At 66.6% G+C, this 24,580-nt stretch carries 24 protein-coding genes; 16 read left to right on the plus strand and 8 right to left on the minus strand.

Going from position 1 to position 24,580, the window contains the following annotated elements:
- Positions 1-193: 193 nt before the first annotated feature.
- Together ACQY8M_RS30280 and ACQY8M_RS30285 are read left to right on the plus strand one after the other, a co-directional pair.
- The gene (locus ACQY8M_RS30280; protein WP_428663926.1) at positions 194-286 is read left to right on the plus strand and encodes a hypothetical protein; all 93 of its coding nucleotides are present in this window, start codon (positions 194-196) and stop codon (positions 284-286) included.
- A 23-nt stretch (positions 287-309) separates the two neighbouring features.
- Entirely contained in the window at positions 310-603 is a 294-nt protein-coding gene (locus tag ACQY8M_RS30285) for a HigA family addiction module antitoxin (RefSeq protein WP_428675540.1), read from the plus strand.
- A 124-nt stretch (positions 604-727) separates the two neighbouring features.
- On the opposite strand, the gene ACQY8M_RS30290 is transcribed toward ACQY8M_RS30285, so the two are convergent.
- Entirely contained in the window at positions 728-1,315 is a 588-nt protein-coding gene (locus ACQY8M_RS30290) for a hypothetical protein (RefSeq protein WP_428663929.1), read from the minus strand.
- Positions 1,316-1,567: 252 nt separating this feature from the next.
- Complete coding sequence (locus ACQY8M_RS30295; protein WP_428663931.1) at positions 1,568-1,747, minus strand: hypothetical protein; 180 nt, start codon at positions 1,745-1,747, stop codon at positions 1,568-1,570.
- Positions 1,748-1,794: 47 nt separating this feature from the next.
- Between ACQY8M_RS30295 and ACQY8M_RS30300 the strand changes: the two genes are divergently transcribed.
- The 4 genes from ACQY8M_RS30300 (at position 1,795) to ACQY8M_RS30315 (ending at position 5,892) form a co-directional block, all read left to right on the plus strand.
- Positions 1,795-3,282, plus strand: coding sequence for a protein adenylyltransferase SelO (locus tag ACQY8M_RS30300; RefSeq protein WP_428663934.1), 1,488 nt, complete (start codon positions 1,795-1,797; stop codon positions 3,280-3,282).
- Between the two features lie 83 nt (positions 3,283-3,365).
- Positions 3,366-4,151, plus strand: coding sequence for an ABC transporter ATP-binding protein (locus ACQY8M_RS30305; RefSeq protein ID WP_428663937.1), 786 nt, complete (start codon positions 3,366-3,368; stop codon positions 4,149-4,151).
- The gene (locus ACQY8M_RS30310; protein ID WP_428663943.1) at positions 4,151-4,912 is read left to right on the plus strand and encodes an ABC transporter permease; all 762 of its coding nucleotides are present in this window, start codon (positions 4,151-4,153) and stop codon (positions 4,910-4,912) included. Before ACQY8M_RS30305 ends, ACQY8M_RS30310 begins: the two co-directional genes overlap by 1 nt.
- Before the next feature lie 11 nt (positions 4,913-4,923).
- On the plus strand, positions 4,924-5,892 hold the full coding sequence (locus tag ACQY8M_RS30315; protein WP_428663945.1) for an ABC transporter substrate-binding protein: 969 nt from the start codon (positions 4,924-4,926) through the stop codon (positions 5,890-5,892).
- A gap of 111 nt (positions 5,893-6,003) precedes the next feature.
- Here the strand turns inward: ACQY8M_RS30315 and ACQY8M_RS30320 are convergent, their stop codons facing one another.
- Entirely contained in the window at positions 6,004-9,039 is a 3,036-nt protein-coding gene (locus ACQY8M_RS30320; protein ID WP_428663948.1) for an autotransporter domain-containing protein, read from the minus strand.
- Between the two features lie 510 nt (positions 9,040-9,549).
- Between ACQY8M_RS30320 and ACQY8M_RS30325 the strand changes: the two genes are divergently transcribed.
- Positions 9,550-9,684 (plus strand): hypothetical protein, encoded by a 135-nt coding sequence (locus ACQY8M_RS30325; RefSeq protein WP_428663950.1) that lies wholly within the window; start codon positions 9,550-9,552, stop codon positions 9,682-9,684.
- A 55-nt stretch (positions 9,685-9,739) separates the two neighbouring features.
- Here ACQY8M_RS30325 and ACQY8M_RS30330 read toward each other — a convergent pair whose 3' ends face one another.
- Positions 9,740-10,624, minus strand: coding sequence for an alpha/beta fold hydrolase (locus ACQY8M_RS30330; RefSeq protein WP_428663953.1), 885 nt, complete (start codon positions 10,622-10,624; stop codon positions 9,740-9,742).
- Positions 10,625-10,683: 59 nt separating this feature from the next.
- Between ACQY8M_RS30330 and ACQY8M_RS30335 the strand changes: the two genes are divergently transcribed.
- The gene (locus ACQY8M_RS30335) at positions 10,684-11,592 is read left to right on the plus strand and encodes an ABC transporter substrate-binding protein (RefSeq protein ID WP_428663956.1); all 909 of its coding nucleotides are present in this window, start codon (positions 10,684-10,686) and stop codon (positions 11,590-11,592) included.
- 135 nt (positions 11,593-11,727) lie between these two features.
- Complete coding sequence (locus ACQY8M_RS30340) at positions 11,728-12,699, plus strand: tripartite tricarboxylate transporter substrate-binding protein (protein ID WP_428663958.1); 972 nt, start codon at positions 11,728-11,730, stop codon at positions 12,697-12,699.
- Between the two features lie 36 nt (positions 12,700-12,735).
- Here the strand turns inward: ACQY8M_RS30340 and ACQY8M_RS30345 are convergent, their stop codons facing one another.
- Entirely contained in the window at positions 12,736-13,302 is a 567-nt protein-coding gene (locus ACQY8M_RS30345) for a thermonuclease family protein (protein ID WP_428663960.1), read from the minus strand.
- A 191-nt stretch (positions 13,303-13,493) separates the two neighbouring features.
- A complete protein-coding gene (locus ACQY8M_RS30350; RefSeq protein WP_428663963.1) occupies positions 13,494-14,630 on the minus strand; it encodes a phytanoyl-CoA dioxygenase family protein in 1,137 nt (378 codons plus the stop codon).
- A gap of 80 nt (positions 14,631-14,710) precedes the next feature.
- Here ACQY8M_RS30350 and ACQY8M_RS30355 point away from each other — a divergent pair, with 80 nt between their 5' ends.
- Entirely contained in the window at positions 14,711-15,226 is a 516-nt protein-coding gene (locus ACQY8M_RS30355) for a hypothetical protein (RefSeq protein ID WP_428663965.1), read from the plus strand.
- 166 nt (positions 15,227-15,392) lie between these two features.
- On the opposite strand, the gene ACQY8M_RS30360 is transcribed toward ACQY8M_RS30355, so the two are convergent.
- Positions 15,393-16,997 (minus strand): ABC transporter substrate-binding protein, encoded by a 1,605-nt coding sequence (locus tag ACQY8M_RS30360; RefSeq protein ID WP_428663967.1) that lies wholly within the window; start codon positions 16,995-16,997, stop codon positions 15,393-15,395.
- Between the two features lie 205 nt (positions 16,998-17,202).
- On the opposite strand from ACQY8M_RS30360, the gene ACQY8M_RS30365 reads away from it, so the two are divergent.
- From ACQY8M_RS30365 to ACQY8M_RS30390, 6 genes are all read left to right on the plus strand, one after another.
- Positions 17,203-18,060, plus strand: coding sequence for a branched-chain amino acid ABC transporter permease (locus tag ACQY8M_RS30365; RefSeq protein WP_428663970.1), 858 nt, complete (start codon positions 17,203-17,205; stop codon positions 18,058-18,060).
- 2 nt (positions 18,061-18,062) lie between these two features.
- On the plus strand, positions 18,063-19,310 hold the full coding sequence (locus tag ACQY8M_RS30370) for a substrate-binding protein (RefSeq protein ID WP_428663972.1): 1,248 nt from the start codon (positions 18,063-18,065) through the stop codon (positions 19,308-19,310).
- A gap of 220 nt (positions 19,311-19,530) precedes the next feature.
- Entirely contained in the window at positions 19,531-20,601 is a 1,071-nt protein-coding gene (locus tag ACQY8M_RS30375; protein WP_428663975.1) for a branched-chain amino acid ABC transporter permease, read from the plus strand.
- Positions 20,602-20,603: 2 nt separating this feature from the next.
- Entirely contained in the window at positions 20,604-21,338 is a 735-nt protein-coding gene (locus ACQY8M_RS30380; protein ID WP_428663978.1) for an ABC transporter ATP-binding protein, read from the plus strand.
- Positions 21,331-22,035 (plus strand): ABC transporter ATP-binding protein, encoded by a 705-nt coding sequence (locus tag ACQY8M_RS30385; protein WP_428663981.1) that lies wholly within the window; start codon positions 21,331-21,333, stop codon positions 22,033-22,035. Before ACQY8M_RS30380 ends, ACQY8M_RS30385 begins: the two co-directional genes overlap by 8 nt.
- A 32-nt stretch (positions 22,036-22,067) precedes the next feature.
- Positions 22,068-23,582: an amidase gene (locus ACQY8M_RS30390; protein ID WP_428663984.1), complete on the plus strand. Its 1,515-nt coding sequence runs from the start codon at positions 22,068-22,070 to the stop codon at positions 23,580-23,582.
- 150 nt (positions 23,583-23,732) lie between these two features.
- Here ACQY8M_RS30390 and ACQY8M_RS30395 read toward each other — a convergent pair whose 3' ends face one another.
- Complete coding sequence (locus tag ACQY8M_RS30395; RefSeq protein ID WP_428663986.1) at positions 23,733-24,572, minus strand: phosphotransferase; 840 nt, start codon at positions 24,570-24,572, stop codon at positions 23,733-23,735.
- Positions 24,573-24,580: the final 8 nt, after the last annotated feature.

Below are 24,580 nucleotides of genomic sequence, written 5' to 3' on the forward strand. Positions count from 1 at the left end.
GTGAAAATCCGCAGTTCAAATCATAAAGGACTGAAAGCCCTGCTCGAAAACGATGACCCAAGAGGTGTGCGTGCAGATCAGGTGAAGCGGATCAAGAATATCTTGGGTGCCCTGATTTACGCTGCGGACATGGAGCAAGTGAGCGGCCCACCCGGGTTGGCGCATCCATCAGCTTACTGGCGACCGTGCCGGCATGTGGAGCATCTCCGTTTCCGGCAATTGGCGCATCACTTTCAGGATCGAGAATAGCGAAATCTCGAACCTTGACCTGGAGGATTACCATTGAGCAAGCGCATTGACAAAATCGGCATGCAGACGCCGCACCCCGGCGCCTTCATTCGCGACGAAATTCTCGATGAGCTCGACTTGTCCGTCGCCAGAGCGGCCGAAGTGCTCGGCGTTCGCCGTGCCACGCTATCCGACCTGGTGAACGAGAAAGCTTCTCTGACGCCGGAGATGGCGCTCCGGATCGAGAAGGCGTTTGGCGTGAGCATGGACCTGCTCTTGAAGATGCAAGCGGGCCATGACACAGCCCGCATGCGCCGGCAGGCCGATCAGATCGCCGTCAAGCGTTTCGTTCCCGAAACATCGAGGCACGGCTGAGCAAGCGAGGTCCGCAATCTCACCGGCCGCCGTCGCCGCCAAGCGGGTGCCGGTGATCTGACCCGAGGATAGACCGGAAACCCCTCCCCGCGCCGGCGCGCGGGGAGGACTCCGGCGCTGCCGATCACCTCTTCGGCGTCAGCGAGACCGCGACGATGTCCGACGAGATGGCGGTCAGGTTGTCGCCCGGCTTGACGCGCGAGAGGTTCTCGCGCCCGGCGGTGCTGTCGACCGAGAAGGTGCGCACCTGTCCGCCGCCCGGATCGACCAGCGAGATCGTATTGCCGGCCACATTGACCGCCGTCACCCACCAGGTCGTGATCGACTTGTCGGCGGCAACCCCACCCACCGTGTTGCCCATCCTGCCGACTGCGGTCACGCTCGTGCTGCGGTCGCTCGGCGTCTTGACGTTCGGACTCGACAGCACGAAGGTGCGCTTCTCCTCGATACCGATGGCGACCGTGTCGCCGACCTTGGTGGTGCCCAGGGTCGCGACAGCCGGGCTGACCTTGAAGTTGCGCGACGAGCCGTCGGTCATCGTCAAGGTCACCGTGCGCGCCGTCGGATCGGCCGCGGCGATGCGGCCCTCGACGACGCTGGTCGTCGTGGTGCTGAGGCCGACGGTTGCCTGCCCCTGCGCGAATGCATTCCCTGCAACCAGCAAGGGCGCCGCTGTCAGCGCCGCCATGAAGAGACGTCTTCTATTGAGCATGATCTACTCTCCCGCTTGTTTCGACCGAGGCTTTTCCGAGGCGTGGCCCGGCAGAGCCGGCACCGTGATACGCATACTGCAGCCCCGGCGCATGACATTTCACGTCAATTTCGCACGGCGCACCAGACGGCGAAACCGGAGCTGACGCCAATAATCGAACCGCTGGATATCTTCTTGATGACGCCGGAGAGGATTTTGCACTTTATCTTCCCTCCCCCGCGAGCCGGGGAGAGAAGGAAAAACAGTCGTCCCTTACACTACGTTCGGCCTCGGAAGGCCGGTCTCGACGATCTCGATGATCTTGTAGCCGTCCCGTTCCAGCGCAATGCACTGATCCTGGGCTTCCTTGAGGGTCGAGTAGGCCACGCCGATTCGGTTTCCGATCGGCTTTTCGACCCAAACCATGTGCTTCGTGCTTGTGCTGGTTGTCATTCGCGACCTTATATCCATGTACCGTTGGCAATACGACTCAATACGGAATGACCATGCCCGACGAGATGTCTTTGCCCCGTGCCGCGTCGACCGGCGCCGGTCGCTGGCCGTTCGACAACAGCTACGGCCGTCTGCCCGAGCGGTTCTATGCGCGGCTTGAGCCGACCGCCGTCAGTGCCCCGCGCTTGGTCAAGCTCAACCGGCCTTTGGCGCTTCAGCTCGGCCTCGATCCGGAAGTTCTCGCATTGCCTGAGAGTGTCGAGATTCTCGCCGGCAAACGGATCGCCGAGGGATCGGAGCCGATCGCGCTCGCCTATGCCGGCCACCAGTTCGGCAACTTCGTTCCGCAATTGGGCGACGGCCGCGCGGTCCTGCTCGGCGAGGTCGTCGATACCGGCGGCACCCGCCGCGACATCCAGCTCAAGGGCTCGGGCCCGACCCCCTTCTCGCGCCGCGGCGACGGCCGCGCGGCGCTCGGACCGGTGCTGCGCGAATATCTCATCAGCGAAGCCATGCATGCGCTCGGCATTCCGACCACGCGCTCGCTCGCGGCGGTGACGACCGGCGATCTCGTCTATCGCGAGACCGCCCTGCCCGGCGCCGTACTGACGCGCGTGGCGTCGAGCCACATCCGGGTCGGCACCTTCCAGTTCTTCGCCGCGCGCGGCGACGTCGAGGCACTGCGACTGCTCGCCGATCATGTGATCGCGCGCCACTATCCGGAGGCGTCAGGCTATCGCGATCTCTACGAGCAGGTGATCGCGCGCCAGGCGGCGCTGATCGCGCGCTGGCTGCTGGTCGGCTTCATCCATGGCGTGATGAACACCGACAATGTCTCGATCGCGGGCGAGACCATCGACTACGGGCCGTGCGCCTTCATGGACGCCTACAATCCCGAGACGGTGTTCAGCTCGATCGATCACCAGGGCCGCTATGCCTACGGCCGTCAGCCGCAGATCGGCGGCTGGAACATGGCGCGGCTCGGCGAGGCGATGATGCCGCTGTTCTCCGACGACCAGGACGAGGCGCTGAGGCAGGCCAACGAGTCGCTGCAGACCTATCAGCCTCTTTTTGGCCGGGAGCTGATGGCCGGACTTCGCCGCAAGCTCGGGCTGTTCACCGAGCAGGAGGACGACAGCGAGCTCGCGCAGGATTTCCTGAACATCCTCAACGACCACGGCACCGACTTCACGCAGGCCTTCCGCCGGCTCGGCGAGGGCACGGCGCGCGGCCTGTTCGAGGAGCCGGCCGCATTCGACGCCTGGGCGACGCGCTGGCGCACCCGCACCGCCGCCGAACCGCAGGACGAGGCGACCCGCCGCGCGGCGATGCAGGCTGCCAACCCGATCTACATTCCGCGCAACCATCGTGTGGAAGCAGCACTCTCGGCCGCGATCGAGGACGGCGACTACGGCCCGTTCGAGGAGTTGCAGGCCGTGCTCGTCAAGCCGTTCGAGGAGCGGCCCGAATTCGCCACCTACGCCGAACCGCCCGACGCCAGCCAGAGCGCCTACCGAACCTTCTGCGGCACCTGATCTTCGTCTTCCGGACCGCGAGCGTCCGGAAGAACATGAGCCTTTCCTAGACGCCGCGCCGCGCTGCGTGGTAGCGCAGACGTATGGCGCTCGTTCAGCTCGCGCAGGTCAGCAAGGTCTATCGGTCGTTGAAAGGCAGCGATTACGTTGCCGTCCGCGACTTCTCCCTCGACATCGAGGCCGGTGAGTTCTTCTGCCTGCTGGGCACCAGCGGCTGCGGCAAGACCACCGTGCTCAACATGGTGGCGGGCTTCGAGACGGTGAGCACCGGCGACATCCGCATCGCCGGCAAGCCGATCGCCGGTCCGGCCGCCGACCGCGGCGTCGTCTTCCAGGGCGACGATTCGCTCTACGGCTGGCTGTCGGCGCTGGGCAATGTCGAGTTCGGCCTGCGGATGCGCGGCGTGAAGCGGGCCGAGCGCGAGCAGAAGGCGCGGCACTATCTCGAGCTGGTCGGCCTCAAGGGCCAGGACCACAAGCATCCGTCGGAGCTGAGCGGCGGCATGAAGCAGCGCATCCAGATCGCGCGCGTGCTGGCCAACGAGCCGCAGATGCTGCTGATGGACGAGCCGTTCGCCGCGCTCGATGCCCACACCCGCGCCGACATGCAGCGCGAGCTGAAGCGGATCTGCGCCGCCACGGGCAAGACCGTGCTGTTCATCACCCACGACATCGACGAGGCGATCATCCTCGCCGACCGGATCGGCGTGATGCATGCCGGCCCGGCCTCGAAGCTCAAGGGCATCGTGCCGGTGACCTTGAACGACGAGGAGCGCGCCCGCACCCATGACCGCTTCGTCTCGGTCTACCGCCAGGTGCACGAGCTGATCCGCGACGAGGTCGCGATCGCGCTGCAGAGGACGCACTGATGCGCGCGTCGCTCAACAGCGTCGCGGTCTACCTGGTGGGCTTCGCCAGCCTGTTCCTGATCTGGCACGTGCTGGCGACCTGGGTGCTGAGCTCGGTGCTGTTCCCGACGCCGTGGAAAGTGTTCCTGAAGGCGATCGAGCTCGCCGAGGACGGCACGCTGTGGGAGCAGGCCTCGGCCAGCCTCGCGCGCATCGCCTCGGGCTTCGTCGGCGGCAGCGTCATTGGTATCCCCGTTGGACTGGCGATCGGCTCCTTCCCGATCGTGCGCCGCCTGCTCGAGCCCTACACCGAGTTCCTGCGTTTCATCCCGGCGACGGCGCTGATCACCGTCGCGGTGATCTGGTTCGGCATCGGCGAGGGCTCGAAGGTCTTCCTGATCATCTATACCACGGTGTTCATCGTCATCATCAACACGGCCGCCGGCGTGAGCGCCGTGGCGCCCAACAAGATCCGCGCCGCGCGCTCGCTGGGCGCGGGGCCGGCGCAGGTCTTTTTCTTCGTCGCCCTGCCCGCCACCGTGCCCTACATCCTCACAGGCATGCGGCTTGCAATGGCCAACTCGTTCGTCACCATCGTCGCCGCGGAGCTGGTCGCCGCCAACAACGGGCTGGGCCGGATGATCTGGGATTCGCGGATGTACATGCTGGTCGACCAGATCTTCGTCGCCCTGCTGGTGCTCGGGCTGCTCGGCTTCACCGCCGACCGGCTGTTCCGCTGGGGAATCTATGCGTTCGCCGGGCGATTCTCGCCGGTGACATGAGGGAGGGGAAAATGCGCAGAAGGACTCTGTTGGCCGCCGCTGCGCTCGCGGCGGTTTCGCTGGGAGCACGGGCTCAGACGCTGACCAAGATGACGATCGCGACCGGCGTCGATCCGGCTTTCTCGCAGTTTTATGTCGCGAAGGAGGCCGGGCTGTTCGAGAAGAACGGGCTCGACGTCACGATCAACACCGGCCCCTCGGGCTCGGCGATGATCCCGTTCCTCGTGAACAACCAGGTGCAGGCGGCCTACGGCAGCGATCTCGCCGGAGTCATCAATCACCAGGTCGATCCCAACATCGTCGCGGTGGCCGATGGCACCTATCTGGTGAAGTGGCTGTCGGTGATCGGCAAGAACGTGCCCGACCTCGACGCCCTCAAGGGCAAGAAGGTCGGCATCGCCATGGGCACCGGCAGCGAGATCTTCTGGCGCCGTGTGCTCGAGAAGCGTGGCCTTAAGTTGACCGATTTCACCATGGTCAATGTCGAGGCACCCGAGATGCTGGCCGCGCTCGAGCGCGGCGACATCGACGGCTTCGCGGTGTGGGAGCCGTGGCCGACCCGCACCCTCATGGCGGTCAAGGGCAGCAAGGTGCTGCAGACCGCCGAGGGCATCTACAACAACATCAACTTCATCTACATGAACCGCGGGTGGATCGAGCAGAACAAGGCCGCCGCCGAGAAGTTCATGCTGTCGCTGATGCAGGCCAACGACATGATCGGCAAGGATCGGCCCGCCGCCGCGAAGCTGGTCGCCAAGTTCCTCAAGATGCCGCTCGAGCTGGCAACCGAGCTGATGCCCAAGGTCGAGTTCGACATGGACTGGCAGCCGCGCTCGATCGAGGCGATCCAGGTGTCCGAGAAGCAGCTCGCCGACCAGAAGAAGCTCAAGGCACCACTCGACTACGGCAAGTACGTCTACATGGACCTGGTCAAGACCGTGCGACCGGAGAACGTGAAGGTCACGGCGCTGCCGAAATAAGTCTTATGTCGGGGGCGCGCCACTCAAGTGGCGCGTCATGGGGTGCCGCAGCGAGAAGAAAGACGCGCCACTGGAGTGGCGCGCCCCCGGCGGAACTGCCTCGAGTCCGTCCTACCACGTCATCCGGACGCCGGCGGTGAGGGCGTGGGCGCTGTCCTGACCGGACACGGCGCCGTCGTAGCGGAGATAGAGCGATGCGGTCTCGGCGATCGCGGTGTTGGCCGAGAAGCCGAGGATCGCGGCGTCACGCTGCGGGGAAACGCCGTAGGTCGTGAACGGCAGCAGCGGCGCGCCGGCCAGGCTCGCCGTCACCGGACGCGCCGTGTCGGCATATTCGTGGCTCCAGCCCAGCCGGAACTGCAGCCCGAGCGTCTCGCGCCAGCCCAGGTCGAACGCGCCGGCGAGCTGCGCGCCGACCACCGAGCGCAGCGAGTTGGTCGTCTGGCCCGCGACCGTGAGGTTCAGCGACTGCGCCCCACTCTCGGCGAAGCCGTTCAGCGCGCCGGTATAGCCTTGCAACCGCGCGAACGGCGTCACCGAGGCATCGGCGTTGGTCCCGAGATCGAAGCGGTAGCCGCCCTCGACCTGCCCGTACCACTGGTTCGCCCCGGCGCCGCCCAGCGCGGTCCGCGTGCCCAGGCCCGGAATCGCGATCTGCCGCGTCATCTGGTTGTAGCTGTAGGCGTAGCCCGCCAGCGCATCGACATACACCCGGTCCTGCCGATAGTTGCCATAGAGGCCCGTCAGGAAGGTGTTGGACGTGCCCAGGCCGCTGAAGCCCTGCGTCCACTGCGTGCCCGTCGTGTAGCCCGCGGTCACGCCGACGCGTAGTCCGGGCGCCACGGTGCGGTCCAGGCCGGCCGCGAAGCCGCCGGCGTTGTAGGTGACCGCGCCGGTGCCCGAGGTGGCGCCGATCGTGCCCAGCCCGCCCAGCGCGCCGCCCCACGCGCCCCAGCCCGGAGCGGTGGTATCGCAGGCCACGTCGCAGACTTCGGCCAGCGCGGTGCGGGTCGTGCCCCCAGCGCCGCCGCCGGTCTGGCTGGCGAAATTGTTCATGAACAGCGCCGCTCCCTGCACCAACGCGCTCGAGAAGGAGGAATAATTCTGGCCGCTGAGGGCCGTAAGGACGGGCATCACCTGGCTGCTCGGCAGCAGGGCAAGCGTACCCAGGACCGTGGAGAAGTCGCCGCTCGCCGTGCCCGCCCCGGAATCGAGCGCCTGGCCGACGGCGGACTGGGTCGCGGTCTGCGCCCCGGCCGCGAAGCCGCCGGCCTGCAGGGTGAGATAGGCGTTGTTCGCGTCGTAGCTCAGGCGCGACTTCAGGAAGGGATAGGGGTCGGTGACCGACGCGTAGATGCCGGTCAGCCCGCCCGTCGCATTCAGTAACGTGTAGGTCGTGCGCGCACCGAAGGTGCTCCCCGCCATTGGGATCACGTTCACCATGCCGCCCTGGAGCGTCGCGCCGCCGATGACGTTCAGGCGATCGGCCTGTCCCGCGCCGTTGACCTCGGCCTGGTAGGAGCTTCCGCCAGAATGGGTGTAGTTGCCCGAGATCGTCATCGTGCCGATGGAGTTGCCGGGCGAGATCGCCCCGAAGTTGGTGATATCGCCGAAGATCGTGCCACCGCCGGTCAGGAGGCCGGTGTTGGTCACGTTGCCGAATACGATGCCGTTGTTGTTGACGATGCCGGCATTGGAGAGGGTGCCGACGATCGAGCTGCCGGCGGCATTGGTGAGCAGACCCGCCGCGCTCACGGTGATCTGCGAGGCGGAGAGGCCGGCGTTGACCGAGGCGCCACCCTGCTTGAGGGCGAAGGTGCCGGCGCCGACGTCGACCGTACCATTGAACACGAACGTGCCGGCGCCAAGCGTCAGGCTGCTGTTGTCGATGCTGGTGATCGTGGCGTCGAAGGTAGCGGTTCCGGCGGCGGTCAGCGCCGTGCTGCCCGCGAGCGTTACCGGCAGGGTGTCCTGGAACTTGCTCGGCAACGCCAGCGTGCCCGTGAGCGACAGCGAGGGCGTGGTGGCGGCAACGTCCCACGTTCCCCCGGGAACGGCCTTGTAGCCGACGAAGCCGCCGACATCGTCGTAGTAATAGGTGAAGTTGTCGTAGAACTGCCGGCCCGTGTTGATGAAGGGCGTCGTGCTTACACCGTCGTTCTCCACGCGGCCCGGCTCGGCCTCCTTGTCCGTCGGCACGACGTAGACGAAGGTTGCAGCGGCCCCCGTCTGTCCGGGCAGCCAGACCCGGATCCTCGTGCCGTCGACGGCACAGAAAGCATCCTTGCCGCACTTCACCTTCGAGAACGGGTTGTCGGAGCCGGAGTGCAGGAACATGTAGTCGATGCCGGTATCCGGCAGCATCGTGCCGCCGGAAGCGGGCTTGCCGCTGTCGTCCACCATCACGGTCATGGGGGCCGTGCTCCACGGGATTCCCAGGGCCGTGGCGTTCGCCGGATCGGGCAGCAGCTTCATGACGCCGAAGTTCCTGGTCGCCTCGCTGCTCAGCCCGAGTGTGATGCCAGCGTTGCTGATGACATAGCCCTGCCGGTAGGTGCCGATCGGCGCGCCGGAGGCGAGCGACGAGATGTTCGTGAACGCGTTGATGAGGGAGCCGGGCGGCGGCGGCTCGGTCACGGCGTTGCGATTGTAGCCGACACCCATGTACGCCAGCGCATCCGGCGCGGCCGGCTTGCATACGTTCTTCTTGTCGCAGGCCTCGGTGATGGCCAGGATGGAGATGCCCTCGGATGTCGCGAGCTGCGCGCCGGCCACGGCTCCCTTGCCGTGCGCGCCGACCTTCGCGGTGTCCATGATGCCGACGTTGGTCTTGTACCAGGTGCCCTTGAACGAGAAGCCGCTGCTCGAATAGGACACCTTGCCCGGGCCCTGGGCGATGTCGTTCGGGCCCGGTGTGAAGTACGCCGAGCTCGCGGCGATCCCGGTCGATCCAGTGTCTATGATGAACTGATTGACGTTGCCGTTCAGGGTCAGGAAGACCTTGGCCGTGTTGCCCGGAGCCATCGGGCCGTCGGTGAACGAGATCGTCGAAAGGCTCTTGTAGGCGCTGTAGTAAGTCCAGTCTTGCGCCTGCGCGCCGCCGGCCCCGAGCGCGATGGACAGGCCGGCGGCTACCACCAGGCTCATCGTCCCATTTCGACCGTCGCCCCCATCCGCACAAGCATCGGTAACCCGCGAACGAAGCCGCAACCAGACACCGATGAACATCGCCTCAAAATCCCCTTATTGATCTGAAGGGAAAATATGCATGCCATGTCGGCGTGCATTCAAGGCGTGTGAATTCAACCCGCCCTATCGCACCACCGCATCGCGGCTGCCAACTGCGGATGCACCGGGCGATCAGGCCTGCGCACGCCGAGCCGCGCGCGACAGCACCTCGGTGCGGAGCCATTGCCGACATCGGCGGCCGGGACCCGGCTGGGCGTTCTAGGCCGGCAGCTCGACGCTGGCGGGCAGAGTCCCGATCGTGCGGCGCGCTACGCCGATCTCGCGGCCATTCGGATCGAGGTGCACCGTGACGCCCAGGGCGGCGGTCATGAGCTGCAATCCCCAGGAGCCGAAGGCCGGTACGCCGGCCGCCTGACGGCGCGGGCGAGGTCGAGCTGCGCGCGCACCGTCGGCTGCTCGAGGCGGTAGATGTCGAGCGGCGACCCCGAGAGCCACGCCCGCGTCGAAATCGCCAAGCTCCACGCCCTGCGGCAGCCCCTCGCCGTCGCCGGAGTCGAGCGTGAAGGTCTCCAGCGATTGCCCGGCCGGCACATGGCCGGATAGCGAATCGACGAACGGCCGGTCGTGGGCCTGCTCCTCTGCGCCACCAGGCGCGGCATCAGCGGCTCGGCGGGATGAGCGTGTAGGTCTTCGCCCCGCGCGCCGGCCAGCGGTCGTTCTCGACAGCGTGCAGGAAATCCTGCATCGCCGAATTGAAGGCGGCCGGCTCCTCGAGATTCATCGTGTGGCCGCACTTCGGCAGCTCGAGCACCCCGCAGCGCGACACATGCTGCTTGAGATGGACGGCGAGGCCGTGGGTGGACTCGTCCTCGTCGCCGATCACCACCAGCATCGGCTCCGTGATCTTCTGAAGCGCCTCGGTGCGCTCGAAGAAGGGAACGCGCCCGCCCTGCACGCCGCGCATGGTCATGGCGTGGCCCCTGGCCGAGCCGTCGGCGAACTGCTGCTTGAACTCGGCCCAGCCGCGCGGGTCCTTGTAACGGTAGGTGTTGCGCGCCGAGCTGGTGCAATAAAGCTCGGCCATCGCCGGCATGCCCTCCTGCTCGATGCGCCGCGCGAAGCCCTCGCACTCCTCCTTGAAGCGCTTCTTGGCCTCGGGATCGGTCGCGCCGCCGCCGCCGCCTGCGGCAATCACCAGCGCCGTCGCCTTGCCCGGATGGCGGATGGCGAACTCGAGCCCAGCCGTAGCGCCCATCGACAGGCCGCAAAGATGCGCCGTGCCGATGCCCAGCGCCGTCATCAGGTCGGCGCAGTCGTCGGCGGCGCGCGCCTGGGAATACATCGCGACGTCGTCCGGCACGTCCGACGGCGGCCAGCCGCGCGCGGCGTAGGTAATGCAGCGATAGCGCCGCGAAAAATAGCGGACCTGCGGCTCCCAGCTCAGATAGTGCCCGCCGAACTCGTGCAGGAATATCAGCGGCGCGCCCTCGCCGGTCTCCTCGTAGTAGAGCTGGACGCCGTCGGATGTTCTGATGTGCGGCATGATGCTGTCCCCTATTCCCTTGCCGGCTTAGCAATCGGACGCGCATCCTGTCGACAATCATGGCGATCATCCTGCAAGAGTCCCTTCGCGCGATCTTCTACGCGCCGTTCTATGTCGCGCTCGCGCGCGGCGCCTTCGAAGCGGAGGGGGTGGAGATCGAATTCGCCAGCTCGCCGCGCCCCCAGGACGCTGCGCTGCGGCTGCTGGACGGCACCGTCGACGTCTGCTGGGGCGGACCGATGCGGGTGATGGAGACCTACCAGAAGGTCCCGGGCTGCCTCATCGTCTGCTTCGGCGAGGTCGTGACGCGCGATCCCTTCGTGCTGATGGGCCGCCGCCCGCCGCGGCCGGATTTCTCGCTGGCCGACCTGCAGTCGGTGAAGCTCGCGACGGTGTATGAGGTGCCGACGCCGTGGCTCTGCCTGCAGCACGACCTTCGGCTCGCCGGCATAGATCCCGCCTCGATCCGTCGCGTCGCCGACCAGACCATGTCGCGCAACGTCGAGGCGCTCCGGGCCGGCGAGGTCGACGTGATCCAGGTATTCGAACCCTACCCTAGCCTGCTGCTGGCCGACGGGGCGGCGTACGTCTGGTACGAGGCGGCGCGCCGCGGTCCGACCTCCTACACCACGTTCTACACACGGCGCGGCACGCTCACCAAGCGGCGCGGCGAGCTGACAGGCATGGTGCGGGCGATGGCCAAGATCGGGACGTGGGTTGCGAACGCCTCGGGCGCCGAGATCGCGGCTGCGATCGCGCCCTACTTCGACGACTTACCGCGCCCGATCCTCGAGGCCGCCTGCACGCGCTACAAGGCGCTCGAGATCTGGAACACCACGCCGATCCTGCCGCGCGAGGGCTACGACCGGCTGCGCGACGGCCTGGTCTCCGGCGGCTTCGTCTCGCCGGGCACGCCGTTCGAGACCGCGGTCGACAACAGTCTCGCTGAGGACGCACTCCGGGCCTAGCTTCGCTTGAGTTCTTTTCCCGGTCGTCTTGAGGAGTTGTGCATCGGGATGAGCGCCGGGCAGGCGTCGCCGACAGGCGAGCCTTGTGTAAGACTAAGCAACATTCCCCAAGGGAGAGGCCCGAACGAGACGAGCATGAGACCCAACCGACGCACCGCCCTCCGCTTGGCCGCCGGTGCCTTTGGCGTCGCCGCCCTGCCCGCCGCAGCGGCCGATTTCCAGCGCCTGAAGGGCAGGCGCATCGTCCTCGCCGAGTCCTACGGCGTCGGCTCGATCAGTCATCTGCCGCTCACCCTGATGCACGCGGCGATCGCGGCGCGCACGGGCGCATCAGTCTCGATCGTGACGGTGTCCGGCGACGGCGGCGCGGCGGCGCTGGAATACGCCTGCAATCCGCCGAATGCTCCGGCCGACAGCGTCTTCTTTTACGTCGGTGGTCTCACCACCTTGTTGCTGCGTAAGGCGAGCGGGATGAAGGTCCCGCTGCTCGAGAAGGTCCAGCCGGTCGGCAAGATCAGCGCCGGCGTCTCGTCGGCCCTGATCGTGTCGGACAAGTCGCCGTTGCACTCGATCGACGATTTCATCGCCGAGGGCCGCAGGCGGCCGATACGCCTGGCGACGTTCGGCCGACTGGCACCGTTCGGCCTCGAGCTGACCATGCTGGAGCGGCAGCTCGAGCTCGCCTTCACCGAGAAGCCGATCACCACGCGCGCGGAAATACTGGCAGCGCTCGCCGCCGGCGACGCCGAGGCGAGCTTCCTGATCACCCACACCGTCGTGGCCGCTCCGAGAGTGGTGCCGCCGCCGGTGCGCGCGCTGCTGACCTTCGGCGCCCAGCGCAATCCGCGCGCGCCGGACGTGCCCACCCTGGCGGAGAAGGCCGGTGACCCCAAGCAGGCCGTGACCGGCTCGGTCCTGATGTTCACCTCGACAGCCAACGCAGCGCTGGTCGACGCCATGGTCGCCCTGCTGAGCGCGGCGGCGGCCGACCCGGCCGTCAAGCAGGCGGCGGAAGATTTCAACTTCCCGCTCGAGATCACGCCCGCTTCCTACGTCTACGAGGAAGGCCGGCGATTCGAACGCATCGTGCGGGAAAATCCCCGCTGAGGCGCAATCGTTCTCTCGATCTGCTGACTGGCCGCCCTACGGAGCGCGCTCGCCGAGCCAGTCGGGCCACAGACCCTTGCGCGCCTGGCGCGAGATCGCCTCGAAATGGGCGATCTTCGCGCTGGCGTCCTTGTCCCATTCCGGCGGCGAGCCGAGCTCGAAGCCGTAGGCGAACCCATCCTCGATGACGCGCAGCGCCAGATCGTGCGGTTGCGCCGCCGAACCGGTCGGCCACGAAACGGTGACGGTGCATTGGGCAACCGCGGCGCAGGTGCGGTCCCAGCCCGACATGCGGCACAAGATGCGGTGCTCGCCCGAGACCAGCATGTCCTCAAGCGCCGCACGCGCACGCATCGCCGGCACGCCCGGCTCGTTCGCCATCTCCGGCGCGCGGATGCCCCATAGCCGGATGCGCGGTTTCAAGCCGACGCCGGCCAGCGTATCGCCCGAAACCGCGTAGGCGAGCCCTTCCCAGCTCTTGGGCAGCGCGCCCATCGCCGCAGCGCAATTCGCCGGCGAACCCGTGCCGCCCATCGAGCTCGGCGTCTGCGCGGCCGCGGGTGCCGCGCAACCGACCAGCAACGCGGTCAGCATGACTCTCATGAAAAGACCCCTGACTCCGATCGACGCGGCGTCAAACAGCATCCAAATGTGTCAACTTTCGCTCTTCTTCCCTGCTCATGCTCTTCCGGACCGCGAGCCTCCGGCTCGCTCATACGCATGAGCGAGCCGGAGGCTCGCGGTCCGGAAGAGCATGACGAGCCCAGTTTCATCCCCGATGGGTCGGAGCCTCACTAGATGCTGAGATCGAGGAGATTGTAGTCCTTGATCTCGGCCCTCGCCCTGTCGTCCCAATGATAGTTCAGCCCTTCGTCGGCGTGCGGCTTGTAGACGAACGGCACCTCGTCCGGGAAGCGCTGAAGGCGGGCGTCGATGCCGTAGCCGATCAGGCGCGCACGCGCGCGGATGCGGTCGGCATCGTAGGTCGCGACCGCGTTGTGGATGCCGCCCGCCTTCACGCCGAGAACCGACTTGCGGCGATGGAAGCCGAAGTTGAGCGTCACCCGCCAGTCCCTGCTGGTGTTGGCGAAGGAGCCGTGCAGCGCCTGGCGGTTGGTCATCGCCACGTCGCCCGGCGTGCAGATGATCGGCACGGCGTCAGGCAGTCGCTCGGTGCCGGCCTCGGCCGCGACCTTCGCGATGTCGATCCTGCCGCGCTTGTGCGAGCCCGGCACAACCCACACGCCGTTGGCGGCGGTGCAGCCATAGAGCTGGCCCATGAAGTTGAAGCCGTGGATGCCCTCGTCCCAGTCGGGGCTGTCCCAGTGCGTGGTACCGTCCTGGTGCCAGGCGACCGAGGCGCCCTTGCCCGGCTCCTTGATCCATAGCGCCTCGTTGAACGGAGCGAAGTCCGGCCCGTTGATCGCGGCCGCCACGGCGAGCAGGCCGGGATGGCCGTAGACGCGCAGCGACGCTTCGGAGAACTGCAGCGAGCCCAGGATCAGGAAGACGACCTCCTTCGGCACGCCCTCGGTCGCGGGCTCGTGCATCTTGACCGGGTGGCGGCCGTTGGCGGCCGCGGTGCCGCCCCACGGGTCGCTGAGCGGTCGCGCCCAGTGCAGGTTCGGTCCCGCGCAGTCGGCGGCGAGCGCCGGCCGGCCCCTGGCGTCGACCGCCGCACCCTTCTCGACCGGCAAGCGATCGAGAATCATATGCAAGTCGCGCTCGATGTCCGCCAGCTCGTCCGGCTTCAGGACGCCTTGGAATACATAGAAGCCACAGCGCCAGTAGGCTTCGACGATTTCGGGATGAAGTTCGCCCGAGGCCGTGAACCGGATGGGCCCACGGTTGCCCAGAGCCGCCGCGCGGCGTTCGCCTGCGCGCAAATAAGCCTGCATCGCGGTTTCTTCCGAACCGTAGTCGCCATTCATGGGTGTGTCCTCCAAGCCACAACAATAGGCCAACGCGCACGAAGTGGGAACATCCCGACACCCCGCTGCGTTGGGGGACCATGACCGTCCCATACCGCATTTTCATCGCTCTGGGCCTGGCCGCCGGCCTGCTCGGCGCTGGCTATGCCTTCGCGCCGCTGCGGGGTGCTGCCGCCCCGCCGACCGCGTCCGTGACCAAGTCCGCGTCCGCCGCCAGTGTCGCGACGCTCGCGGCTCCGACGGCTCCCTCGGCAAAGCCCAGCGCGCTTGTCGCGAACCGCGCGCCGGTGCCGATCGCGCCCCGCACCCACACTACATATTACGCCCCGAGGGAAGCCGCCGCGGCCATCCAGACGGCGTCGGCCACGACCACGACGGGCCTCGTGGGCGCCAACATCGATGGTGGATTGCCGCCTGGGGAGGACTCGCAGGGCGGCGGTGGCGCCGAGGCCAAGGCCGCGATCGAGCTTGACGGTTACAAGAATGTCCGTGGCCTGGAGAAGGGTCCGGACGGCATGTGGCGCGGCCGGGCAATGCGCGGGCGCACCGAGATCACCGTCCGCGTCGACGCTAGCGGCAGCGTCTCCGCCGACTAGGAGCGCGATAAGTCGAGCTTCGCTCCACCGTCTTCCGAGAGGTGTCGGCCTCTTACACTGACGGAGGGTGTGACGCGAGATGCTGCGTCATACCCCCTCCGTCGCGGATTAGCCCCCTCCCCCCGCAAGCCGCGAGGGACGGTCAACCGATCCCATGGCCGTTAGGCTAGTCGAGGCTCACCAGGGTCAGGTCGACGAACCACGACTGCGGCGACACGAAGCCTTTCACCTTCTTGCTGAAGGCGCGGGGGTTGAGATCGTGCACGATGAACAGCCAGGGCGGATTGTCGACCAGTCGCTCGTGCGCGATCGCGTAGTTCTTCTGGATGGTCACCTCGTCGGTCGCCTCCGACAGCCTGGCGAAGGCCTCCTCGAACTTGTCGTCCTTCCATTGCTCGAAGTTGGAGCCGTTGGGCGAGAAGTTCGCCGATGCGAAGTAACGATACATCGCGCCCGGATCGCTGGACGGCGAGCTGACGTTGAGCGCCATCGCACCGTTGAGTGACGGCGCGTCGGGGGTCGCGCGGCTGGCGTTGAGCAGCACCTGCCATTCGACCGCATCGACCTTCACGTCGACATTGCAGGCTTGCTTGAGGTTCTCCTGCAGTGCCTCGTTCATCGGCAGCGGCAGCATCTGCCCCGAACCCGACGTCGAGATCATGACCTTCACCGTGAGCGGCTTCTTGTCGAAGCCCGCCTCGGCCAGCAGCTTCTTTCCCTTGGCGGGATCGAAGCTGTACTTGTTCTCAGGCTTGCCGAAGGCCGGGTCGTTGGGCTTCAGCCAGCCGACCGACGGCTCGGCGGTGCCGTTCAGCAGGCCGACGAGCGCGCCGCGGTCGATGCAGTAGTTCAGCGCCTGGCGGACCCGCACGTCCTTCAACGGGCTGTCCTTCGCCGCCATATTGTAGAACCACGGCCAGACATGCGGATAGGACCCGGTCGAGATGACGAAGCCCGCCTGCTTGAGCGACGGGATGCCGTCCGGCGGCGGGACCTCGATCCAGTCGACCTGGCCCGAGCGCAGCGCGGCGAGGCGCGTGTTCGCCTCGGGGATCGGCATCAGGATGACCTGGTCGACCTTGGCGAGCCGCTTGCTGTCCCAATAGTCCGCATTCTTGGCCAGGGTCACCGACTGACGCTGCACCACCTTGGTGATCTTGAACGGGCCGCTGCCGGCCGGTCCGATCGCCGCGACCTTCGCCCAGTCCTTGCCGCCCTTCTCGAACGAGGTCGGCGACGTCATCAGCATGTAGGGGATCATCCACTGGAAGAACGACGCCACGATGGTCGTGCTGATCGCCACGGTGGAATCGTCGATCTTCCTGTAGCTCGCCATGATCGGAATGCGCGAGCGCATGATGCCGGTCGCGTTGGCCTCGAACTGCGGGCTTTCCTTGTTCCAGATCCGCTCGAGGTTCCAGATCACCGCGTCGGCATTGAAGTCCGTTCCGTCATGGAACTTCACGCCTTTGCGCAGGTGGAAGATCCACGTCTTCTTGTCGTCCGCCGCCTGCTCCCACTTCTCGGCCAGGCCGGGCTTCAGCGTGACCGGGCCTGTGCCGGTGAGATCGAACTGGATCAGCCCCTCGAACACCGGGAAGCCGAGGAAGCGCATGCCCTCGAAGCCATTGTTCGGCATGCCCGAGGTGGTCGGGATGTCCGACGCGGTCATGGCGATGCGCAGCACCTTCTCCTGCGCGAGCGCCGCCGGCGCAATACTCACCGCGCACGCGGCCAGCAAGGTTGAAAGACTCAAAAGACGACGCTTCATCCACGACCTCCCAATCGGTCGGAGGCCATGCAAGGAGCGGGCCGGCCGATCTCGCGATCCGGCGCATTTCTCTTCTCCTCCCCGCCTTCGCGGGAGGAAAGCAAGTGCCGGCGAACCGCACTCGCGATGAGTCAGGGGCCATGAGTATTGTTGGCGCGAAACGTGCTACGATGTTCCACGTCGCGGAGTACAGGGTCGATTGGAGATGGGCGTCGATATCAAGCTGGCGTTCGACATTCTGGCCTTCACGTCCGTGATGGTGCTGATCGTGCTGGGGCTGGGCGTGATCGCCAGCATGATGGGCATCTTCAACTTCGCGCATGGCGAGTTCGTGCTGCTCGGCGCCTACACCGTGTTTTTGTTCGAGAGCAACGGGCTCTCTGCCTGGGCCGGAATCCTCGCCGCGCCGATCGTGCTTGCGCTCGTCGGGCTCGTGCTCGAACGGCTCGTCATCCGCCGCTTCTATGCTGCGCCCATCATCGCCATGCTCGGCACCTACGCCGTTGGCCTGATCATCCGCGAGACCGTACGCGGCCTGCTGGGCGGCCACTACAAATCGGTCAATGAGCCTCTGCCCGGCGCCTTCACCTTGTTCGGCATCGATTTTTCGATCTGGCGCGCCGTCATCGTGGTCACCACGATCGTGGTGATCGCCGGCACCTGGGCGTTCCTCGCCCGCACGTCGATCGGCCTGCAGATCCGCGGCTCGCTCGAGAACCCGATGCTGTCGCGCGCGAGCGGGATCTCGACCAGCCGGCTCTACGCCATGACCTTCGCCTTCGGCTCGGCGCTCGCGGGCCTCGCCGGCGCGCTGATCGTGCCGCTCTACCAGCTTTCGGCCGACATCGGCACGCGCTTCCTGGTCCAGGCCTTCCTGTCGGTCATGCTGGGCGGCGTCGGCACCTTCGAGGGGCCGGTGCTGGGCGCAGCTCTGGTCGGCACGACCGCCGCCGGGCTACCCTGGCTCGTCAGTCCCGTGCTGGCCGACCCGCTGGTGTTCGTGCTGGCGCTGTTGATCGTGAAGTTCCGGCCACAAGGTTTCATCACGCAGGGGAGACTATAATCATGTCCAGGAACGATCGTTCCGACGCACCGCGTACCATCGGCCGGCGCCGCCTGATGGGCGCCGGCGCGCTCGGCGCCGCCGGCTGGGTCGCCGGCAGCTCCGGCGGGTGGCTGCTGGCGCCGAAATGGGCCCATGCCGCGGGCCCGATCAAGATGGGCATCGCCACCGACATCACCGGCCCGATCGCGCCGTCGGGCAACGCCAACTGGCAGGTCGCGCAATTCGCGGTCGAGCAGATCAACAAGGCGGGTGGCGTCGCCGGCAAGCCGATCGAGCTCTATCTCGAGGACACCGCCTCCGATCCCAAGGTCGCCGTCGGCAACGTCCGCAAGCTGATCCAGGAGCGCAAGGTCGACGTCGTGCTGGGCGGCATCACCTCGGCGATGCGCCAGGCGATCAAGGATCCGATCGTCAACCGCGGCCGCACGCTCTACATCTATCCGCAGCTCTACGAAGGCCAGGAGTGCACCAAGAACCTGTTCTGCACCGGCCCGACGCCGGCGCAGCAGTGCGACAAGCTGATTCCCTACATCATCCAGACGCTGGGCAAGAAGCGCTTCGCCATGCCGTCGGCCAACTATGTCTGGCCGCAGCTGCTCAACAAGTACGCGCGCAAGGTGATCGAGGCCAACGGCGGCCAAGTCGTGTTCGAGGAATACTACCCGCTCGACCAGGCCGAGTATTCGGCGACCATCGGCAAGATCCGCGACGGCAAGGTCGATGTCGTGTTCAATACCGTGATCCCGCCGGGCCTGCAGCCGTTCGTGAAGCAGCTCTACGAATCGGGCTTCCAGAAGAACGGCGGCGTGCTGAGCTGCGTCTACTACGATGAGAACCTGCTCAACTATCACCCGGCGCAGGAGATGGAGGGGCTCTACAGCTGCCTCGACTATTTCCAGTCGATCGACGATCCGTTCTCGAAGCAGCTCCAGATCGACTACATGAAGAAGTTCCCCGACACCAAGTACCTGTTCACCGCGGGCTCGGCGGCGACCGGAATGTATCGCGGCGTCAAGTTCTACGAGGCCGCCGTCAAGGCGACCAACGGCGACCTCGCGCGCGACGCGGTGGCGGCCGCGATGGACAAGGCGAAGATCGACCAGGGTCCGGGCGGCGGCGCCGAGATGGTGCCGGGCAAGATGCACTGCAAGATGAACATGTACATCGCGCAGTGCAAAGTCGACGCCGGCAAGACCCGCTACGACGTGATCAGCAGCGACAAGATGGTCGATCCCAAGGAATGCTGATCCCGGACAAGGATACGGTGGGAGCGCGCCACTCCAGTGGCGTGTCTTCCTCTTCCGGACCGCGAGCCTCCGGCTCGCTCATGCGTATGAGCGAGCCGGAGGCTCGCGGTCCGGAAGAGCATGAGCATTCGAGTCTTCTGCTGGGAGCGCGGCTCTCCAGAGCCGCTCTTCTTCGGATTGCCACACCCCATGAGCGGCTCTGGAGAGCCGCGCTCCCAGCATGAAGAACTCATCAACCCTGAGCGAAGCCGACGTCAACGTCCTGCCGGCAGCGTCTCCAAAGCGCCGACTCGCCGGCTTCGCCGCGGGCCGCCGGCTCGCGCTGATCGAGGGCGTGAGCCTCGCCATCGCGATCGTGCTGCCGTTCGCGCTGGCCGATCGCATCGACCTGATCACGCTGGCCACCAACGTCCTGATCCTGTCGCTGCTGGCGATCAGCTTCGATCTCTGCTGGGGCCTCTCCGGAATCATGAGCTTCGGCCAGGCGCTGTTCTTCGGCGTCGCCGGCTACGCCATCGCGCTGGTCGGGCGCGACCTCGACTTCAGCATGCTGTGGGGCACCCTGCCACTCGCCATGCTGACCGGGCTGGTGCTGTCGGCGCTGTTTGCCGCCTTCCTGCTGCTCGGTCGCAAGCCGCCGACCACGATCTTCGTGGCGCTGGGCACGCTCACCGGCTCCTACGCCGCCGAGCGGCTGGTGTCGGGCTGGCAGTATGTCGGCGCCGGCAATGGCCTGTCCTCGGTGAAGCTGCTGCAGCTCGGCAGCTACGAGTTCGTCGAGGGGCCAGCCTTCTATGCCCTGGCGCTGATCGTGCTGGTGCTGGTCTATGCCGGCGCGCGCTACCTCAAGCGCTCGCAGCTCGGACTGGTGCTGGCCGGCATGCGCCAGAACGAGGAGCGCCTCGCCTTTTTCGGCTACAGGGTGCAGCTCTTCAAGGCGCTGGTGTTCTCGCTTGCCGGCATGATCGCAGGCCTGGGCGGTGCGCTCTACAGCTACCACCAGGGATTCATCGGTCCGGGCAACATGGGGCCAGGCCTGTCGACCACGGCGGTGATCTACTGCCTGTTCGGCGGCTCGGGCACCTTGATCGGCCCGGTGCTCGGCACGGCGGCGGTCGAGGTCCTGTCCTACGTGCTGGCCGACGTCGACGCCATCAAGCAGTTCTGGCCGGTGATCCTGGGCTTCGTGCTGCTGATCGTGGTCATGTTCCAGGCCAAGGGTATCCTCGGGCTGGTCGTGTCGGACCGCGAGCGCATCGGCTCGTACGGCCTGCGCCGGCGCAAGGAGTGACGATGGCGCTGCTGGAAATCAGGGATGTCTGCAAGTCGTTCCGCACGCTAAAGGCGCTGGAGAGCGTCGATGTCACGGTCCAGGCCGGAACGTTCCACGGCCTGATCGGTCCCAACGGTTCGGGCAAGAGCACCCTGCTCAAGGCGATTGCCGGCGCGCACTTCGCCGACCGCGGCAGCATCGTGTTCGACGGCCGCGAGATCGTCCGCGCGACGCCGTACGAGCGCGCCCGCGCCGGGCTCAGCCTCAAGTTCCAGATCACCGCCGTGCTGACCGAGCTGTCGGTCTACGACAACGTTCTGCTCGCGATGCAATCGCACGAGACGCTGGCCAGCCTGCTGTTCTCGACCCGGCGCCGTGCCTTCGACGCGGAGGTGACCAGCCTGCTCGAACGCTTCCGGCTCATCGACCGCGCCGACGACCTCGCCGGCGAGCTGAGCCACGGCCAGCAGCAATGGCTCGAAATAGCCATGGCGCTGGCGCTGAAGCCCAAGCTGCTGCTGCTCGACGAGCCGACCGGCGGCATGAGCCCGGAGGAGCGCCGGGTCACCGGCGAGCTGCTCGAGCCGATCAAGGCGCACTGTGCGCTGATCATCGTCGAGCACGATCTGCATTTCATCCGCGACATCTGCGACCGCCTCACCGTGCTCGACCAGGGCAAGGTACTCGACGAGGGCGATGTCGAGGCGATCCAGCGCTCGGAGAAGGTCCAGCAGGTGTACACCACCCGTGTCTGATACGGCCCTTCTCCTCGAGGTCGACGGCCTGTGCGCGGGCTACGGCCGCAGCCAGGCGCTGTTCGGCATCTCGCTCAAGATCCCTCGGGTCGGCGCGACCGCTGTGCTCGGACGCAACGGCGCCGGCAAGTCTACGCTTCTGAAGACGCTGTTCGGCGAGCTCTCGCCGATGGCCGGCACGATCAGGTTCGACGGCGCCGCCATTCAGCACGACGCGGCTGAGCGTCGGGTTCGGCGCGGCCTCGGATACGTCCCGCAGGAGCATGCCATCTTCGCCAAGCTGACGGTGCGCGAGAACCTGCTGCTGGGCTGCATCCGCCAGCCCGACCGCTCGGGCATCGACTACGTGCTCGATTTCTTCCCAAAGCTGGCGCAGCGGCTCGGCCAGACCGCCGGCACGCTCTCGGGCGGCGAGCGCAAGATGCTGGCGATCGGCCGCGCCGTGCTGGGCCGGCCGAAGCTGCTGATGCTCGACGAGCCGACGGAGGGCGTGTGGGTTGGCGTGATCGAGGAGATCGCCGACCGCCTGCGCCAGCTGTCGCGCGAGATGGCCGTCATCCTGGTCGAGCAGCATATCGAGCTGGCGCTCGACGTGGCGCAATATGCCTACGTCATCGACCGCGGCCATGTCGCGCTCGAAGGCGCCGCCGCTGCCGTGAAGGCCGACGCCGAGCTGATTCGTCACCTGGCGCCCTGACGCGCCACGCCTGTTCAACCGAGGGGGAAACCATGGCCGTTCAAGTACCGACTTCCGAGCAGATGCGTGAGATCGCCGAGGACATCGGGCTGTCGATGAGCGAGGCAGACCTGGAATCGTTCATCGGCCTGATGAAGCCAAGCGTCGCGGCCTACAATGTGGTCGACGCGATGCCGGACAACCTGCCGAAGGTGAAGTATCCGCGCACGCCGGGCTACCGGCCGGCCGGGGCCGAGAACAAGCACAACGCGTGGTACGTCAAGACGACCGTCCCGGGCGCGCCGGAAGGCAAGCTCAAGGGCAAGACCGTGGTGCTCAAGGACAACATCATGCTGGCCGGCGTGCCGATGATGAACGGCGCGGCCACCCTGGAGGGCTACATCCCCGACATCGACGCCACGGTGGTGCAGCGCATCCTCGATGCCGGCGCCACCATCGTCGGCAAGTCGCATTGCGAGTTCTTCTGCATGTCCGGCGGCAGCCACACCGGCGCGACCGGACCGGTGCACAATCCACACAAGATGGGCTACTCGGCCGGCGGCTCGTCGTCGGGCAGCGCGGTGCTGGTGGCGCTGGGCGAGGTCGACATGGCGATGGGCGGCGACCAGGGCGGCTCGATCCGCATGCCGGCGTCGTTCTCCGGCATCTACGGCATGAAGCCGACGCACGGGCTGGTGCCCTACACCGGCATCATGCCGATCGAGATCTATGTCGACCACACCGGGCCGATGACGGCGAGCGTCGCCGACAATGCCCTTCTGCTCGAGGTCATCGCCGGTCCCGACGGCTACGACCCGCGCCAGTACAACGTCAAGACTCACCCCTACACCACGATGCTGGAAGGCGGCGTGAAGGGAATGAAGATCGGCGTCGTGAAGGAAGGCTTCCTGCAGCCCAACGCCGAAGCCGCCGTGAACGACAAGGTGAAGGCCGCGGCCAAGCATTTCGAATCGCTGGGCGCCACGGTGAGCGAGGTGTCGATTCCGATGCATCTGGCCGCGGGTGCACTGTGGAGCCCGATCGGCACCGAGGGCATGACCCAGACCATGATGTACGGCGACGGCTACGGTGTCAGCCGTCCCGACCTCTATGTCACCAGCCTGATGGACTTCCACCGCAACTGGCGCAGCCGCGCCAACGAGCTGGCGGATACCGTCAAGCTCTTCCTCATGTTCGGCACCTACATCCGCAAGTTCTACGGCAGCCGCTACTACGGCAAGGCGATGAACCTCACCCGCCTGCTGACCGCCGCCTACGACGCCGAGCTGGCGAAATACGACCTGCTGCTGATGCCGACCACGCCGGTCAAGGCGACCGAGCTGCCGCCGGCCGACGCGCCGCGCGAGCTCTATATCGAGCGCGCGTTCGAGATGATCTCCAACACCGCGCCGTTCGACATCACCCACCATCCGGCGATGGCCCTGCCCTGCGGCTTCGTCGACGGACTGCCCGCGTCGGTGATGCTGATCGGCAAGCACTTCGACGAGCCGACCATCTACAAGGCAGCCTTCGCCTTCGAGCAGTCGGGCGACTGGAAGAAGATGTAGTGCCCATGTTCCTCCCTGCGCGCCAACGCGGGGAGGTGTCGCCGTCCTACGGCAACGGAGGGGTCATGAGCCACAGAATCGGTGTGCAGCCCATGACCCCTCCGCCCCTACGGGGCACCTCCCCGGCTTCGCCAGGGAGGAAAGAACAACTCAAGCCATCAGACGCTCGAATCGGCGGAGATACTCCCGAGCGTGCGTCTGATAATCCACGCCGGGTGTCTTGAGATGGATGTCCGACACCATCGCCCACAGCGCCTCGCGCAAGGCGCTGGCGGCCTTCATGGCGGCGAACGCCCCGCGCAGCTCCGGCCCGACCGAACCCCCGAAATAGGCGGCGAGCAGCGTCTCGTCCTGCGCGGCATCGAACTCGCCGTTCGACGACAGGTTGGCGAGATCGAACATCGCCGTGCCGAAGGCGCCATACTCCCAGTCGATCAGCCAGAGCCGCTCGCCGTCGTCCATGAAGTTGCCGGGCAGCAGGTCGTGATGGCCGAACACGATAGGCAGCGGCACCTGGCGCCGCTCGAGCGCATCGGCGATCGCGAGATACTTCGTATCGGCGTTCGCGGCCCGCACATAGTCGCGGATCACGTGGAACACCCAGAACATGTTGGCGGGTCCGTGGAGCCGGCGGCCGACCTCGTCGTGGCAGGTCTTCAGCAGCGGCACGATCCGCGCGAGCTGCTCGCGCATGTCGGCCTCGCCGAAGGTGCGGCCGGCGATGAAGCGCATCACCGTGATGCCCGGCTCGACATGGATCACCTCCGGCGACAGGCCGGCCTCGAACGCGGCGCGCGAGGCCGCCCGCTCGCGGTCGCGGAAGACGTGATGGACCGGGATGTCGCCGCCGCAGCGCACGACGAACTTCTCCCCGCCGTCGTCGGCGACGAACGACAGATTGGTCAGGCCGCCGGTGAGCGGCGCCAGCGAAACCTTGCCCTGCCAGCATGGCAGGCGTGCGAGCCTGTCCAGGAGTGCGTTGTCAGCCATGGTCCATG

This window comes from Reyranella sp., assembly GCF_965279465.1.
Classification (GTDB): domain Bacteria; phylum Pseudomonadota; class Alphaproteobacteria; order Reyranellales; family Reyranellaceae; genus Reyranella.